The following is a 13,245-nucleotide window of genomic DNA, read 5'->3' on the forward strand; positions in this document are numbered from 1 at the left end:
CACGGATTCCGCCGGTCGGCTCCGAGCGTCCCCGGAGCCGACCTTTCCTGGGTGACCGGGCTGCTGTCCCCTGCCGTCCGGTCACTTGTCCGGAACGGGGTCCCACGGCGCACGTCCGTACGCCTCCCGCTCCGGCGGAGCCACGCGTGGTTCTTCGGGCCCGCCCCTGGCTGGCACGGACATCGGGAGAACGAAGCCCGCCGGGGGACGGTCACGCGCCGTACGGGTGAGAGGGCATGCGTACGTGCGTGCACCGGACGTCCGTCGTACGCGCATGTCGTACGGAATGCGGTACGCGGCTCCTCGGACGCGGCTCCCCGGACACCGCCCCTCACGTGCTGCCCCTCAGATGCGGCCCCGGCACAGTTCCAGGAGCGTCATCGCGAGCGCGGTGCCGGGCTTGCCCAGGGCCTCCCTGTAGTGGCCGAGCACCTCCATCTCGCGTGACAGGTTCACCCGTCGGCCGCCGGAGGTGATCCGGGCCTCCTGGATGACCGCCGAGACGGCCATGCGTTCCTGGACCAGGCCGATGATGCGGTCGTCGAGGGTGTCGATGCGTTCACGGGCGCCGGTGATCACGTCGGCGGCCTCTTCGGTGCGGGCGCCGGTCCTGTCCGTGGCGGTGGTGGCTGTGGCGGGGGTAGTTGTGCTCATCTCGGGGGCTCCTCTTGGGACGGGACGGGGGCCCCGGAGCGGCAAGGTCCGGAAAACGCAGGCGCCCCGGGCCTTGTCGGCCCGGGGCGCCTGGGAAGTCGCTTGTCAGTTGCTCAAGCAGCACGACCATGGCAGCCGGGGGGCCGGTTGCCATAGGTAAAGACGAAGGTCTGGTGCGTGAACATGGGAGCAGTATGCCTGTGCGCTCCGCGCGGTCCAACCCGGTTCGCATCCTGAGACGTCACTGACTCGGGGGCCGGCCCCCGGAACCCCCGCTCCTCGAACGCCGGAGAGGCTGACCATCAGCCCCTCCGGCGCTTGAGGACGAGCGCGCAGCGCGATACGGGGGCGAGGGAAAACCCGGCGTGGCCCTCCGCCCCCGGACCCCCGTTAGAATCAATCGCACAGCCCCGCTAAACCGCCGGAAGGCAAACCGTGCCAGAAGCGTCCCCCGCCGCCACCCCCGACACCGTCCTGGTCGTCGACTTCGGCGCGCAGTACGCCCAGCTCATCGCCCGCCGAGTCCGTGAGGCCCGGGTCTACAGCGAGATCGTCCCGAGCACCATGCCGGTCGACGAGATCCTCGCCAAGAACCCCGCGGCGATCATCCTCTCCGGCGGCCCCTCGTCGGTGTACGCGGAAGGCGCCCCCCGCCTGGACCGCGCGCTCTTCGAGGCCGGCGTCCCCGTCTTCGGCATGTGCTACGGCTTCCAGCTGATGGCGACCACCCTCGGCGGCACGGTCGACAACACGGGCGCCCGCGAGTACGGCCGTACACAGCTGCACGTCAGCAAGTCCGGCTCGACGCTCTTCGAAGGCACCCCGGACGAGCAGTCGGTGTGGATGTCGCACGGCGACGCCTGCTCCGCGGCCCCCGAGGGCTTCACCGTCACCGGCTCCACGGACGTCGTCCCGGTCGCGGCCTTCGAGAACGACGAGAAGAAGCTGTACGGGGTCCAGTACCATCCCGAGGTCATGCACTCCACGCACGGCCAGCAGGTGCTCGAACACTTCCTCTACCGGGGCGCGGGCCTGAGCCCGGACTGGACCACCGGAAACGTCATCGAGGAGCAGGTCGCGCTGATCCGCGAGCAGGTCGGCGACAAGCGCGCCATCTGCGGCCTCTCCGGCGGCGTGGACTCCGCGGTCGCCGCAGCCCTCGTACAGAAGGCCATCGGCACCCAGCTGACCTGCGTGTACGTCGACCACGGCCTGATGCGCAAGGGCGAGACCGAGCAGGTCGAGAAGGACTTCGTGGCGGCGACCGGCGTACAGCTGAAGGTCGTGGACGCGGAGGAGCGCTTTCTCACCGCCCTCAAGGGCGTCTCGGACCCCGAGGGGAAGCGGAAGATCATCGGCCGCGAGTTCATCCGGGTCTTCGAGCAGGCCCAGGCGGAGATCATCGCGGACGAGGGCCCGGAGGTGGCCTTCCTGGTCCAGGGCACGCTCTACCCCGACGTGGTCGAGTCCGGTGGCGGCACGGGCACCGCCAACATCAAGTCCCACCACAACGTGGGCGGGCTCCCCGAGGATCTTGAGTTCCAGCTGATCGAGCCGCTGCGCCAGCTCTTCAAGGACGAGGTCCGGATGGTCGGCCAGGAGCTCGGCCTGCCGGACGAGATCGTCCAGCGCCAGCCGTTCCCCGGCCCCGGTCTGGGCATCCGGATCGTCGGCGAGGTCGACAAGGAGCGGCTCGACCTGCTCCGCGACGCCGACGCCATCGCCCGCGAGGAGCTGACGGCCGCCGGTCTCGACCGCGACATCTGGCAGTGCCCGGTCGTGCTGCTCGCCGACGTCCGGTCCGTCGGGGTCCAGGGCGACGGCCGCACGTACGGCCACCCGATCGTGCTGCGGCCCGTCTCCTCCGAGGACGCGATGACCGCCGACTGGTCGCGTCTGCCGTACGACGTCCTCGCGAAGATCTCGACCCGCATCACGAACGAGGTCGCTGACGTCAACCGCGTCGTCCTCGACGTGACGTCGAAGCCGCCGGGCACCATCGAGTGGGAGTAGCGGTCCCGGTTCCTCCGGTGCTCAGGTCCGCCTGAGCGTGCGCACCGGCACTCCGGGCCGCCAGATCTGGACGACCAGATACGTGTCGTCCTCGACGCAGGTCCGTACGACCTCCGTCAGTTCGGTGCGGAAGAGGTGGAACGGCTCCGGCGGTTTCACCTCTTCGCTGTACCCGGCCTTCTCCCGCGGGTCGTGGACCTCGACCGCCCGGCCGGCGATCCGTACGTCGCCGCCGGCCATCTCCGTGCCCGGCCCCGGGTTCGCCTGCAGGGCGAACCGAGGGTCCCGGCGCAGGTCAAGCGCCTTGAGGGAGTCCGGCATCATGCCGAGCCACAGCTCCCCGGCCAGGAAGCGGACCTCCAGACCGGAGGTACGGGGCGACCCGTCCTTGCGGAGGGTCGCCACGACGTGGTGCGTGAAGGCCGCGAACCGTTCCTCGACGGTCCTGGCGAGATCCTGTTCCGCGGCGGTGAAGGCCGCCCAGTTCGACGTCGCCCGAGTCACTGGGTCATCCAAGTCATCCGGGTAATCCGGGTCATGCGAGTCATACGACGAGTGTGGCGCCGATACCCGACATCTAGTGGCGCCTTTTCGGCAGCGAGGTGCGCAGGTCGGCCCTGCGGGAGTTGCGGCCCGCCGACCGCAGACGTCGGGCGAGCCGGTCCTTGCGCACCACCTCCAGGCGCAGGAGGAGCGCGAACACGGCGGCCATCATGGCGCCCGCGGCGAGCGAGGCCGTCCAGCCCGCGGGTATCAGCAGCAGTGCCATGAAGGTCGCGCTGGCGGTCATGAACACGGCCTTGCGGCGCCAGTCGAGGTCGTCGTCCAGGGCGTCGAACTCGATACGGGCCTTCAGCAGACCCACCGTCGGTGCCACGTCCGGCAGGGGCTTCAGCGTGCCGGGACGCATACCGGGGGCGCGTCCCGCCGCAAGCCTGCCGAGAGCCGCCGTACTGCGCTCGCGGGCCTCGGGCCGGGAGTCGCGCACCAGCCGGACCTGAAGTGTCTGGCCGACCCGGCTCGTCCGCTCGTACCGGAAGCCGTACTGCACGGCGATATAGGCGAGCGCGGCGAGGCGGCGTGGGGAGCCGCCCCGGTCGTCCAGGACGACCACGTCACGCGTGGCGACCTGTCGGAGCATGTCCGTGATCAGCCGCTCGGCTCTCCTGGTTCTCCTGGCGCCCTTGCTGTTCGTCATGTTCTTCGTCATGTTCTTCATGGGCGGGACGGTGATGCGGTCGCGGGGCGCGGTCCGCACAGCGTGTGGAGAAGGCTGTGCACGGGGGTCCCTCCAGGGGGCGTCGGCGCGGGTGCCCGACGGGTGTGATGGCTCCGGTCAGGCAGACCAGCGATCTCGTACAACGGTTGTGCACTCTCTTCTTCGACATCTCTGTTCTCCCGCGCTGACCGCCGGTAACTTCCGGCCCGTAAACACGTACGGAGTCCGCCCCTCAGGGCTGGAGGACATATGCACGGGCCCACACCGCCCCTGCCCCTTCCCACCGACAGACTGCGGTTCGCGATGCCGCCCATGCACGAGTCGCTCGACGACGAGCGCCGGCACCGCAAGGAACGCCTCGCGGGCGCGCTGCGGCTCTTCGGGCGGCTCGGGTTCGAGGACGGGGTCTCCGGCCACATCACCGCGCGCGACCCGGAGTACAGCGACTGCTTCTGGGTGAACCCGTTCGGAATGCCCTTCAAGCATGTCACCGTCGGCGACCTGGTGATGGCCAACGAGGGCGGGCAGGTGCTGGAGGGCCGCTATCACGTGAACCAGGCCGCCTTCACCGTGCACGCCCAGGTGCACGCGGCCCGGCCCGACGTCGTCGCGGTCGCCCACTGCCACTCGGTGCACGGGCGCGCGCTGTCCGCGCTCGGCGATCTCCTCGACCCGATCACCCAGGAGAGCTGCGCGTTCTACGAGGACCACGCGCTGTACGACGCCTACTCGGGGGTCGCCGTGGACGCCGAGGAGGGGCGCCGGATCGCCTCCGCGCTCGGCTCGTTCAAGGCGCTCGTGCTGCGCAACCACGGGCTGCTGACGGTGGGCGACTCGGTGGACGCGGCGGCCTGGTGGTTCCTGTCCATGGAACGCTCCTGCCAGGTGCAGCTGACCGCCCGCGCGGCGGGGCGGCCGGTGCTGATCGACCACAAGCAGGCGGTCGCGACGCGGGAACAGACCGGCGGGGACCTGGTGGCGTGGATCAACTACCAGCCGCTGTGGCAGGACATCAGCCGCAGCGAGCCGGATCTGCTGTCCTGACGTGTCCCAGGACCCGACGTGTCTCAGGATCTGCCGTGTCTCAGGATCTGCCGTGTCTCAGGACCTGGCGTGTCTCAGGACCTGCCGCGCGAGAGGACGCGCCTCGCCACGAGACGTGCCCCGTCGGGGCGGGCGCGGCTCACCGGAAGTCGCGCAGCACGGCCGCCTTCGTCGTCGCGAACTCCTCGTCGGTGAGCACGCCGTCGCGATGCAACTCGCCCAACTCCCGCAGCCGGCGCAGGAGTATGTCGTGAATGTCTTCCGGGGGCGATGCCTGGGGCGATTCCGGGGGCGATTGGCCTGTCTGGGGTGTCTGGGGTGCTTGGGGTGCTTGGTACGCCCGGGGAGTCCGGGATGCCCGGGGCCGTACGGAGTCGTCGGGGGCGGGGGCCAGGAGGCGGCTCGGATCGCCCCGAACGAACCCGCCCCGTGCAGACCCGCCGGTCGTACGGGCGGACGGGTGCGGGAGGCGGGCCATGACCGCGGTGGCGACGAGTGCCGTGAGCAGATCGCGGCGCGCGCTGCCCCACAGGTCGAGCGCGAACGGATCCTTCTCCGGCGGCAGCTTGGAGAACACCGAGTCGTTCGTCACGAACCGCAGGAAGCCGTCCTCGTAACCGGAGTTGGGCAGCCACTCCACCTGTACGAGATCCGGTACGCCGATGATGCGCGGGCCCGTCGCGCGCTTCACCCGGTCCGAGGTGTCGCTCCAGTCGATACGGACCCTGGCGCCGTCGAAGGAGACCGTGCCGTCGCTGGAGCGGACCGAGACGGGCACGGGCGGGCCGGGCAGGAGATAGGCCCCGGCCGGTTCCTTGGGGATCTGTTCGATGAGCAGGGCGTGCCGGATCTCCTCGGCGACGTACTCGGCGACACCCGAACGGTCGATGTCCACGGACAGCCGGTACGGATCCGCCGCGTCGGGCAGCCGACCCCCCGTCGCCTGGAGGAGAGGGTCGGCGCCCTCGCGAAGTCTCAGCCGCAGCCGACCACGCTTGCGGTCGGGCTCGTAGACGACGCCCGCGACCGCTTCGAGGGGCACGGCGATCTCTCCGTACGTCTGCCGGAACAGCGGCACGGAACGGTGCAGTCCCGGGGTGATCCGGACCGTGCTGCCGTCGAACGCCCAGGTCCCGTCGCGCTGGATGATCTCGGCCATACGGAAATTCTCGCAGCCGGGTCAACACGGGGGTGGCCGGTTCACCCGCGCTGACCGGACCTGGCGGACGCGGGGGGTGTGCGGTACGACACAATGCGCTGTCGTCACACGGCAGTTGTGCGGCTGCGCAGGTGTGCGGTGGGCGGATGTGCGGTGGGCGGGTGTGCGCGGAGGGTGGGCGCACGGCCGGGGAATATTCGACAGAGCGGTGCGGAAGGCGGCAACGGGCGTGGCGGTGCAGGAGACGGGACAGGGCACGGGGCGTGACCCCGGCCGGGGTCCCGGTCGGGGCGGGCACGAGGGCGGCTGTGCCTGCGGGGACTGCCCGCACGGGGCGCGGGAGGGCCATCGGCGGGCCGTCGCCGCGTTCCTCTCCAAGCGGGACGAACTGGCGTCGGGGCACGGACTGCCGGCCGCGGTCGCCCACTCGGCCGGGGCCTCGCGGCAGTGGGTGTCGGACGCGCTGACCCAGTCCGCCGACCTCGTCGCCGAGCGCGGCCGGGCCGAGGGAGAGGTCTGGCTCGGTCTCGTATGGCGGCGAACGGTCGCGTCCGTATGGGGTCTTGTGGTCGTCCTGCTGCTGGTGCAGGCGCTCACCGCGATCGGGGCGGGCTGGACGTCCGCGCGCACCGCGGGGCTGCTCGCGGCGGTCGTCGTGGCCGTGCTGCTGACCGCGGCCTCGTGGTTCCACCGGGCGCGCGGCGGAGTGCTGGCGCCGGTCATCGGTGAGGACAACCGGCTCTCCACCTCCCGTGTGGTGGCCGGCGGCTGGGTGCTGTTCGTCGTCTACGCCGTGCTGGTACTGGCCGGGCGGCTGGCCGGGGCCTCCTCGCACACCGAACGGGACTCCCTGATCGAGGGGCTCGAACTCGCCCGGGGCGCGGGCATCGTGACCGTCCTGGCCGTCGTGTGCGCGATCGCCGTCCTGGTGCGGCGGGTGGTGGGGCTGCGGGTTCTCGGACAGCGGCTGCAGAAGGTACGGGCCGACCGGCCCCGGGCCGCCGACCTGCTGACCGACGACTCCGGACGCGGCAGCTTCGCGGACACGCAGTACGCGGTGCTGGGCGCCGTCGCGCTCGTGTTCGCGGCGGTACGGCTGGCCCGGCGTCCCGAACAACTGCCGGACCTGCCGTGGGGACTCGCGGTCGTGGTGCTGATCTCGGCCGCCACGTACGTCGCCGCGAAGTACGCCGAGGGCGGCCGGCCGGTGATCCTCTCCGTCGTGCGGTCGCGCGAGGCCGGGGACCTGGACGCGCCGATCAGGACCGGCGACGACATCGAGATCCGGGGCGCCGGGTTCGTGCCGCCCGGCGCCCAGAGCGCGGACCGGCTGTCGCGGATGGTGGTGCGGATCGGCACCGTGCATGTGCACGTGCCGCTGGTCCCGGTGCCGGGCGGCTTCAGGAACCCCTCCGACGCGGTCCTCACCGTGCCGGTGCCCGCGGACGTGGAACCGGGACGGGTGGCGGTACAGGTCGTCACCGCGGCGGGCGTGGAGACGAACCGCGTGGAGATCGACGTGACGGACTGAGGACGCCCGGACCTCTGGGGAGGCTCGGACAACTGGGGACGCTCGGACCACTGGGGGACTCCCGCCCTTCCGGAGATCAGGATCAAAGGGGACGATCGGGTGGACGTGGTGAAAATTTATGTGTCCGCCCCTGAGCGAGGACTCGCCCCCGTACGTATTGTCTTGTTGAGGGGTGAACCGTTCGGCGGTTGAGAGGTGGCGGAGGGCTATGGCTCACGGCATGCGCATGGACACGCACTCCGGATACTCGGACGACGGCGGCGGTGGCGACTGGCGGGACACCGCGATGCGGTACGCGCTGCTGCCTCTGCGGGTGTTCCTCGGCGTCACGTTCATCTACGCGGGGCTCGACAAACTCACCGACAGCGCGTTCATGTCCGACTCCGGCGCCGGCTCCATCGGCGACATGATGCGCGCGGTCCGTGACTCGTCGGCGATTCCCGCCCTCATCGACCTCTCTCTCAAAAACCCCGTCGGCTTCGGCTACGCCATCGCCCTCGGCGAACTCGCGGTGGGCATCGGCACCCTGATCGGCCTGCTCGCCCGCCTCGCCGCGCTCGGCGGGGCACTGATCTCGCTCAGCCTCTGGCTGACGATGAGCTGGGCCGCGGACCCGTACTACTACGGCAACGATCTTCCTTACCTGATGGCCTGGCTGCCCCTGGTACTCGCCGGGGCGGGCGTCTTCTCCGTCGACGCGACACTCCGCTCCCGCCGAAGGCGCAGGGCGAGCTCCGCCTACTAGACGCGCCTGCGGGCGGGCTTGCGTGCCGTCGGGTCTGCGGCCCGCCGGGCCGACACGGTTGGCCCGGCTGGCCTGAGCTGGGGCCTGGTCGGTGCGGTCTGCCGGGGCTTACCTGGTCGGTGCTGCCTTCACGAGGCTGTCGATTCGAGCCGACCGTTTGAGTCGGGTGTTCTCCCTGGCCTGCCGGCCCGGCGTGTTCGTGTTGACCTCCCCTCTCGGACTTGCGCTCTCAGACCTGCCCGGGTTCGGCGTGCCTGCCGGCTGTTCGGGCTTGGCCTCACCGGCTCGGCCCGGCCGCCCGCTCGACGCCCGGTTCCGGCGCCGAACTCCGTACGGGTCCGGTACGGGCTGGTTCTCGGGCCGACCCGCGCCTCGGACCGACGCAGGGGCCAGTCCCAGGATCGCCGAGCCTGAGGTCGGGCCCAGCCGGGCGCCGCGCTCAGCCCGGCGTACCCGCGCTGTCTCGTGCGGGCGGCGTACGGCGGCGGTGGCGGCGTCGGATTCCGTGGGCCACGCTGCCCGTGACAGCCGCCAGGCACAGGCCTCCCGTGACTAGCGGGATCACCGCGAACCACGGGGTCTCCCAGAGGCCGCCCGCGTCGCCCGCGTAGATGACTCCCGTGAGGGTGAGGAAGAGACCCGCTATGAGCCGGCCGGGCTTGAACTCATGACGTCGCACGGGCCACCTCCGCCTGTCCGAGGCCGACCTGGAGAGTGAGGTCCAGCGTGCCGCCGTCCTTGCTCCCGTCCGCGGGCGCCAGTATCAGTTCCTTGTGCTTGCCGGGAGCCACGTCCACATCCTGCGTGTCGTCACCCGGCAACTGGATGTCCCCGACGCCCACATCGATGTTCAGTCTCACCGTCACACCCTTCGGTACGACGACCTTGAGCTGGCCCATGCCCACCTCGGCGTTCGTCGTCACGGTCCCGCCCTTGCCGAGGTCGATGCGGCTGAGATCGAGCGTGCCGACGCCCGTACCGAGGTCGTACTGCTCCCGTACGGCGGTCGCCGTGGCCGGTGTCCAGTCCACTCGCTCCCACTGGGTGGTGATGTCCGCCGGCAGCGCCGCCGAGCAGGCCAGCAGCCCCGCCGTGACGATCGCGAGGAAGACCGAGCCCGCTCCCGTACGCCCGCGGATCGAGCTGACCGTGATGCCCAGACCGAACACGACGAGCGCACAGGCCAGGCCGGCTTGCAGACTGGTGCCGAGAGTGTGGTCGTCCCAGGTCAGACGCGTACCGAGCGCGCCCGCGACGAGGGCGAGCAGGAATATGCGGCCACCGATCCCGCGGGGACCGCGCGGCTTGACGTCCCGCGTCCGTATGTCCCGGTCGGAGCCGCCGCCGTGCGCGATGGTGATCGCCGCCGCGATGTCCCGGTCCCACGTGCCCCTGGGACCCCACAGATACCCCGTGCCGCCCTCGTACGTACCGTCCTTGACGATGGGCTCCCGCCACCAGGAGGGGAAGGCGCCGGGCACGGGCGGTGCCTGCGCCTCGGGCGGAGCGTCGGCGACGGCCTGCGCGGCTATGGGCCCACCCCTGCCCGAGCGCGCCCGGGAGCTGGGGGACGGGTCGGGGACGTCGGTGCCGCGCTGCCGCGACCAGTATCCGGCGCCCGCGAGGAGCAGCGAGAGCGTCGCCGCGAAGGTGAGCACGCTCGCGTTGTTCAGCATGGAGAGGAACACGCCGCAGCCGACCAGGGCGAACAGCACGCCCGCCAGCGCCTGGCCGTCGACGCGGCCGGTGAGGAGCTTGCGCACCTCGTTCTCCTCCTCGTTGTCGTACGGGACGAAGAGCCAGGCGAAGCCGTAGAAGATGAGGCCGAGGCCGCCGGTCGCGGAGAGCACCGCGAGCACGATCCGGAAGATCACCGGGTCCATGTCGCACTGCCGCCCGAGCCCCGCGCACACACCGCCCAGCATCCGGTGCCGCCGGTCGCGCCGGAACCTGCGCGGAACCTCGGGCACCACCGGGTCCTCGTACGCGCGCCTCTCCCCGGGCGCACGCGGCTCCTCACCGGCGGTGGGTGCGGTGGGCGCCGCTGCGTCCGGTCGGGCGTCCGGCCGGGCGTCCGCCGCCGGCACGGAGTCCTGCGGCCCGCTGCCCGGACCCGGGGCCGCACTCGCGCCGGGGCCGGGGCCCGGCCCGGGCCCCGGATGCGCCGCGGCGTGCTGCTGATCGCTCATACGTCCATGGTGACGGCCAGGACGGCCCGACGGCAGTCGGAACAACCCTGGCCGAACCCTGAATTCGACCCCGGGACGACCCGCAGAGCCGCTCGGACACCGGCGCCCGGGCCGTTCGGACACCGGCGCCCAGGCCGCTCGGACACGGGTGGCGGCGCCACGCGGCTCCGGTCGCCGCGGCCCCGCGGACACCCGCCGGGATCGGATTCGAAGATCAGGGGAGTCTCGGGGGTCGACCCTGATGCCCGGTGGCGCCCGGCGTGTGAACATCGATGGCATGCCGGACGCCGCAGCCTTGACCATCGAGGACCTACGGCCTCCGCGCAAGCTCTACCGCAGCAGCGACGGACGCTGGCTCGGGGGCGTGGCGCGGGGGCTCGCTGGGCATCTCGGCCTGCCCGTGATCTGGGTCCGGCTGGTCTTCGCGGGCCTGTTCATGGCGGACGGCCTGGGAGCCTTGCTGTACGCGGCGTTCTGGTTCTTCGTCCCCCTCGGCGTCGGCGGCGTGGACGCCGAAAGGCCCCCCGCCCTCGCCACCGAGACCGCCCCCGACGGCCGCCGCAGGCTCGTGGCCCGCAAGCCCGACAAGGGCCAGATCGTCGCACTGCTCGCCATGGTCGTGGTGGCCATGATCTTCGTGGGGAACGTGGACCTGAGCGGCGGCGCCAAGGCCTACCTCTGGCCCACCGTCCTCGTCGGCGCGGGCGTGGCCCTGGTCTGGCGCCAGGCGGACAATGCCCGCCGGGCCCGCTGGATGGAGGTGGGCCGCCGCAAGCGCACGATCAGCCTGCTCCGCTCCGCGGCCGGTGTCCTGCTCGTCGCCGCGGGAGTCTCCGGGATATTCGTTCTGCAGGGCTCCGCCGCCCACCTCGGTTCGGTCCTGCAGGCCGCACTCGCCGTCCTCGTCGGGATAGCGCTGCTGGCCGGCCCATATCTCGTGCGCATGACCCAGGACCTCTCCGAGGAGCGCCTGATGCGCATCCGCGCCCAGGAGCGGGCCGAAGTCGCCGCGCACGTCCACGACTCGGTGCTGCACACCCTCACACTGATACAGCGCAACGCGGAGAACGCGAGCGAGGTCCGGCGCCTCGCCCGCGCCCAGGAGCGCGACCTGCGCAACTGGCTCTACAAACCGGAGGGCACCGGCAAGGACGAGGCGGACGAGCCCGACACCCTCGCCGAGGCCGTCAAGCGCAGCGCTGCGGAGGTCGAGGACAAGCACGGGGTTCCCATAGAGGTCGTGGTCGTCGGCGACTGCCCGCTGGACGACAGGATCGGCGCCCAGATGCAGGCCGCGAGGGAGGCCATGGTGAACGCGGCCAAGTACGGTGGCGAGGGCGGCGCGGTGCAGGTCTTCGCCGAGGTCGAGGGAAGGACCGTCTTCGTGTCGGTCCGGGACCGCGGTCCCGGATTCGACCTGGACTCGATACCCACCGACCGCATGGGCGTCAGAGAATCGATCATCGGCCGCATGGAGCGCAACGGCGGTACCGCCAGGCTGCGCGCGGTGCCGGACGGCGGCACGGAGGTCGAGCTGGAGATGGAGAGGGCGGAGACATGAGCGACGCGAACGAACCGACCGGAGCGGCCGGAGCAGTCGGGCCGAACGCCGGCGTGGCCGGTGCGGGTGCGGCCGGCGCGGGCTCGGCGGAGGACCCGGCGGCTTCCGCGCCCGGGCGGCGGGTGCGCGTGGTGCTCGTCGACGACCACCGCATGTTCCGTACCGGAGTCCAGGCGGAGATCGGGCAGACCGAGCGGACCGGCGTCGAGGTCGTCGGCGAGGCCGCGGACGTCGACCAGGCGGTCACGGTCATCACGGCGACCCGTCCCGAAGTGGTCCTCCTCGACGTGCACCTGCCGGGCGGGGGCGGGGTCGAAGTGCTGCGCCGCTGCTCGCCGTTGATGGCCGACCCCGAACAGCCGGTGCGCTTCCTCGCGCTGTCCGTGTCGGACGCGGCGGAGGACGTCATCGGCGTGATCCGCGGCGGCGCCCGCGGCTACGTGACGAAGACGATCACCGGCACGGATCTCGTCGACTCCGTCTTCCGTGTCCAGGACGGCGACGCCGTCTTCTCGCCCCGTCTCGCCGGTTTCGTCCTCGACGCCTTCGCCTCCACCGACGCCCCGCCGGTCGACGAGGACCTCGACCGCCTCACCCAGCGCGAGCGCGAGGTCCTGCGCCTGATCGCCCGCGGGTACGCGTACAAGGAGATCGCGAAGCAGCTCTTCATCTCGGTCAAGACGGTCGAGTCCCATGTCTCGGCGGTCCTGCGGAAGCTCCAGCTCTCCAACCGCCACGAGCTGACCCGGTGGGCGACGGCACGACGACTGGTGTAAAACCAGCCGCCAGCCGCCAGCCGCCAGCCGCCAGCCGCCAGCCGCCAGCCGCCAGCCGCCAGCCGCCAGCCGCCTGCCGCCAGCCGCCGGGCGAGTGGCCGGGCGCCCGCTCAGGGCGGCGGGGGATGGCCGGGGGCCGGGGAGCCTCGGACAGATCGTCGCGGTGTCAGGGGTTCACGGCCACGGCCTTGAAGAACGTGTAGTGGAACGTGCCGTCCTCATCGGCCGTGCGTTTCAGGTCTGCGACGCCGCGGTCGAAGGCCTCCGGGGTCGTCAGGCCCGCGGCCACGGCGTCCTCCCGCACGGACTCGATCATGGAGACGAAGGTGTTGCGGGTGAAGCCCTCGACCAGGG

At 71.6% G+C, this 13,245-nt stretch carries 13 protein-coding genes; 6 read left to right on the top strand and 7 right to left on the bottom strand.

Translation table 11 applies throughout. The annotated features are described in order from the left end of the window. Positions 1-345 precede the first annotated feature (345 nt). Positions 346-654 carry a chorismate mutase gene (locus ACH4DZ_RS09630; RefSeq protein WP_398286437.1) on the bottom strand — a complete coding sequence of 103 codons (309 nt, stop codon included), beginning with the start codon at positions 652-654 and terminating at the stop codon, positions 346-348. A 435-nt stretch (positions 655-1,089) separates the two neighbouring features. On the opposite strand from ACH4DZ_RS09630, the gene guaA reads away from it, so the two are divergent. Continuing rightward, positions 1,090-2,667, top strand: a complete 1,578-nt coding sequence (gene guaA, locus ACH4DZ_RS09635) for a glutamine-hydrolyzing GMP synthase (protein WP_398286438.1) — start codon at positions 1,090-1,092, stop codon at positions 2,665-2,667. A gap of 21 nt (positions 2,668-2,688) precedes the next feature. Here guaA and ACH4DZ_RS09640 read toward each other — a convergent pair whose 3' ends face one another. Then, positions 2,689-3,171 carry a pyridoxamine 5'-phosphate oxidase family protein gene (locus tag ACH4DZ_RS09640; protein ID WP_398286439.1) on the bottom strand — a complete coding sequence of 161 codons (483 nt, stop codon included), beginning with the start codon at positions 3,169-3,171 and terminating at the stop codon, positions 2,689-2,691. A 73-nt stretch (positions 3,172-3,244) separates the two neighbouring features. Next, complete coding sequence (locus ACH4DZ_RS09645; RefSeq protein ID WP_398286440.1) at positions 3,245-3,886, bottom strand: hypothetical protein; 642 nt, start codon at positions 3,884-3,886, stop codon at positions 3,245-3,247. Positions 3,887-4,135: 249 nt separating this feature from the next. Here ACH4DZ_RS09645 and ACH4DZ_RS09650 point away from each other — a divergent pair, with 249 nt between their 5' ends. Next, the gene (locus tag ACH4DZ_RS09650) at positions 4,136-4,930 is read left to right on the top strand and encodes a class II aldolase/adducin family protein (protein ID WP_398286441.1); all 795 of its coding nucleotides are present in this window, start codon (positions 4,136-4,138) and stop codon (positions 4,928-4,930) included. A gap of 139 nt (positions 4,931-5,069) precedes the next feature. Here the strand turns inward: ACH4DZ_RS09650 and ACH4DZ_RS09655 are convergent, their stop codons facing one another. Next, positions 5,070-6,089 (bottom strand): DUF4429 domain-containing protein, encoded by a 1,020-nt coding sequence (locus ACH4DZ_RS09655; protein ID WP_398286442.1) that lies wholly within the window; start codon positions 6,087-6,089, stop codon positions 5,070-5,072. A 229-nt stretch (positions 6,090-6,318) separates the two neighbouring features. Between ACH4DZ_RS09655 and ACH4DZ_RS09660 the strand changes: the two genes are divergently transcribed. Continuing rightward, the gene (locus tag ACH4DZ_RS09660; protein ID WP_398286443.1) at positions 6,319-7,620 is read left to right on the top strand and encodes a hypothetical protein; all 1,302 of its coding nucleotides are present in this window, start codon (positions 6,319-6,321) and stop codon (positions 7,618-7,620) included. Between the two features lie 208 nt (positions 7,621-7,828). Next, positions 7,829-8,365 carry a DoxX family protein gene (locus tag ACH4DZ_RS09665; RefSeq protein ID WP_398286444.1) on the top strand — a complete coding sequence of 179 codons (537 nt, stop codon included), beginning with the start codon at positions 7,829-7,831 and terminating at the stop codon, positions 8,363-8,365. 439 nt (positions 8,366-8,804) lie between these two features. Here ACH4DZ_RS09665 and ACH4DZ_RS09670 read toward each other — a convergent pair whose 3' ends face one another. Together ACH4DZ_RS09670 and ACH4DZ_RS09675 are read right to left on the bottom strand one after the other, a co-directional pair. After that, a complete protein-coding gene (locus ACH4DZ_RS09670; protein WP_398286445.1) occupies positions 8,805-9,044 on the bottom strand; it encodes a hypothetical protein in 240 nt (79 codons plus the stop codon). Beyond that, a complete protein-coding gene (locus tag ACH4DZ_RS09675; protein ID WP_398286446.1) occupies positions 9,031-10,554 on the bottom strand; it encodes a PspC domain-containing protein in 1,524 nt (507 codons plus the stop codon). Before ACH4DZ_RS09675 ends, ACH4DZ_RS09670 begins: the two co-directional genes overlap by 14 nt. Before the next feature lie 277 nt (positions 10,555-10,831). Between ACH4DZ_RS09675 and ACH4DZ_RS09680 the strand changes: the two genes are divergently transcribed. Together ACH4DZ_RS09680 and ACH4DZ_RS09685 are read left to right on the top strand one after the other, a co-directional pair. Further along, positions 10,832-12,115: a PspC domain-containing protein gene (locus ACH4DZ_RS09680; RefSeq protein ID WP_398286447.1), complete on the top strand. Its 1,284-nt coding sequence runs from the start codon at positions 10,832-10,834 to the stop codon at positions 12,113-12,115. Then, entirely contained in the window at positions 12,112-12,891 is a 780-nt protein-coding gene (locus tag ACH4DZ_RS09685) for a LuxR C-terminal-related transcriptional regulator (protein ID WP_398286448.1), read from the top strand. Before ACH4DZ_RS09680 ends, ACH4DZ_RS09685 begins: the two co-directional genes overlap by 4 nt. A gap of 166 nt (positions 12,892-13,057) precedes the next feature. On the opposite strand, the gene ACH4DZ_RS09690 is transcribed toward ACH4DZ_RS09685, so the two are convergent. After that, positions 13,058-13,207: a hypothetical protein gene (locus ACH4DZ_RS09690; RefSeq protein ID WP_398286449.1), complete on the bottom strand. Its 150-nt coding sequence runs from the start codon at positions 13,205-13,207 to the stop codon at positions 13,058-13,060. Between the last annotated feature and the right edge of the window lie 38 nt (positions 13,208-13,245).

Origin of the sequence: Streptomyces sp. NPDC017991, from assembly GCF_044328075.1 — a bacterium.
Taxonomy (GTDB): Bacteria; Actinomycetota; Actinomycetes; order Streptomycetales; family Streptomycetaceae; genus Streptomyces.

What these genes read in the sequence shown, in the direction of transcription:
- ACH4DZ_RS09630 (WP_398286437.1), bottom strand. Translation starts at nt 654, where the DNA reads ATGAGCACAACTACCCCCGCCACAGCCACCACCGCCACGGACAGGACC.
- ACH4DZ_RS09645 (WP_398286440.1), bottom strand. Translation starts at nt 3,886, where the DNA reads ATGAAGAACATGACGAAGAACATGACGAACAGCAAGGGCGCCAGGAGA.
- ACH4DZ_RS09650 (WP_398286441.1), top strand. Translation starts at nt 4,136, where the DNA reads ATGCACGGGCCCACACCGCCCCTGCCCCTTCCCACCGACAGACTGCGG.
- ACH4DZ_RS09655 (WP_398286442.1), bottom strand. Translation starts at nt 6,089, where the DNA reads ATGGCCGAGATCATCCAGCGCGACGGGACCTGGGCGTTCGACGGCAGC.
- ACH4DZ_RS09665 (WP_398286444.1), top strand. Translation starts at nt 7,829, where the DNA reads ATGGCTCACGGCATGCGCATGGACACGCACTCCGGATACTCGGACGAC.
- ACH4DZ_RS09675 (WP_398286446.1), bottom strand. Translation starts at nt 10,554, where the DNA reads ATGAGCGATCAGCAGCACGCCGCGGCGCATCCGGGGCCCGGGCCGGGC.
- ACH4DZ_RS09680 (WP_398286447.1), top strand. Translation starts at nt 10,832, where the DNA reads ATGCCGGACGCCGCAGCCTTGACCATCGAGGACCTACGGCCTCCGCGC.
- ACH4DZ_RS09685 (WP_398286448.1), top strand. Translation starts at nt 12,112, where the DNA reads ATGAGCGACGCGAACGAACCGACCGGAGCGGCCGGAGCAGTCGGGCCG.
- ACH4DZ_RS09690 (WP_398286449.1), bottom strand. Translation starts at nt 13,207, where the DNA reads ATGATCGAGTCCGTGCGGGAGGACGCCGTGGCCGCGGGCCTGACGACC.